The following is a 1,625-nucleotide window of genomic DNA, read 5'->3' on the forward strand; positions in this document are numbered from 1 at the left end:
CGTCGATCAGCAGGACATGGGGCGTACTCATGGCGGCAATTGCACCACCCCGATTGCGGGGGGGGCTCTGGTCTAAATGGACCATTTCAACGCCGGCGCAGCATCCATAGCATCGAGCCCAGAAAAAGAGCTTCTGCGCTGACTGCAGCACAGCCGAGCCAGGTCTTCACCCCCCACAAGAAAAACCCGATTCAGCGAGTCCACTGCCATGGCACAAGCCACCTCGAATGTCACACGTCGTTTGCCGGTCAATCGCTTGCTCGAGCCGAGCCGGATGCATTCCCACTCGGCGCCGCTGTGCCTGCTTAGCGCGGCACTCATGGTCGCCTTCGCGCCGACTGCGAACGCAGCGACGTTCACTGTCAACAGTGACGCCAGCTTGCGCACAGCGCTGACCCAGGCGGTCAAAGGCGATGTCATCAACTTCAGTGGCGATGTGACCTTGGGCGCCAACCTGCCGGTACTCACGGTCGATGCCACCATCAATGGCAATGGCTACTCGCTGTCTGGCGCCGGCCAATACCGGGGCCTGTTTGTGGCATCGGGCACCTGGGCGATCAAGAACCTGACGATCCAGCAGACCAAGGCGACCGGCGGTAATGGTGGCAATGGCGGTGAAGGCAATGGCGGCGGCGGGGGCGGCGGAGGCAGCGCCGGCCTGGGCGGCGGCCTCTTTGTCAAGGCGGGCGCCACAGTCACGCTGACGGCAGTGAACTTCAGCGCCAATGCGGCACAAGGCGGCAAGGGCGGCAACTATGGCAGCGACGGCGGCAGTTGCTGTGACAACGGCGGCGGCGGCGGCGGCGGCGGTCTGGGTGGCAACGGCCTGTCGGCCTCGGGCGCTGCCCCCGGCGCCGGCGGTGCGGCGCTGGGCGGCCTCGGCGGCGGCGGCAAAGGTGGCAACGGTGTCTTTCGTTACCCCACGCCACCCAGCGACTATCCTGGATCGGCCGGTACATTCGGTGCGGGCGGCGGCGGCGGCGCGGGGGGCTCGATCGCAGACGGTTCGGGCGGTTACAGGGGTGTTCTCGGCAGCGGTGGTGCAGGCGGCTTCGGTGGCGGCAGTGGCGGCAGCTCGCGGGCGTTTGGAGGTGCCGCAGCATCCGCCCGGGTTCTCTCTCTGGCAATGGCTGACAGCGCAACGCCCGGACTCGCGGCGGGGTCATGGGTGCCCGACGGTTTTGCCGGGGGCACTGGCGGCGCTGTTGTCGGAGGCGGAGGCGGCGGTGCCGGGCTGGGTGGCGCCGTGTTCGTGATGGAGGGGGGTACGCTGATCTTCTCAGGCAGTGCCGGCATCAGCGGCAGTTCGGTAGCGGGCGGCGCCGGCGGGATCGGAGGCTATAAACGGAACGGCACCGGGCCAGTCTCGGGCACCGCGGGGCAGGCCTTTGGTGCGGGCATGTTCCTGCAGGGCAACGGCAGCCTGTCGCTGGCGCCGGGGGCTGGACAAACGCAAACCTTTGCCGACGTGATCGCCGATCAGACGGGATCGGGCGGCACAAAAGCTGCGGGGACGCTCGGCAGTTGGTCCCTCGTCAAGAGCGGAGCTGGCAGCACGGTGCTGTCCGCCAACAACAGCTACAGCGGCGGGACCACGGTGTCTGCTGGCACGCTGCAGATCGGCA

Annotated in this window: 1 protein-coding gene; it reads left to right on the plus strand. The window is 67.7% G+C overall.

Annotated features, from left to right (window positions below; genetic code table 11):
• Positions 1–208: 208 nt before the first annotated feature.
• A partial coding sequence (locus tag LNV23_RS23775; protein WP_263565228.1) for an autotransporter-associated beta strand repeat-containing protein occupies positions 209–1,625 on the plus strand: 1,417 nt, incomplete at its 3' end.

The organism is Kinneretia sp. DJ1R-11, from assembly GCF_025717595.1.
Classification (GTDB): Bacteria; Pseudomonadota; Gammaproteobacteria; order Burkholderiales; family Burkholderiaceae_C; genus Paucibacter_A.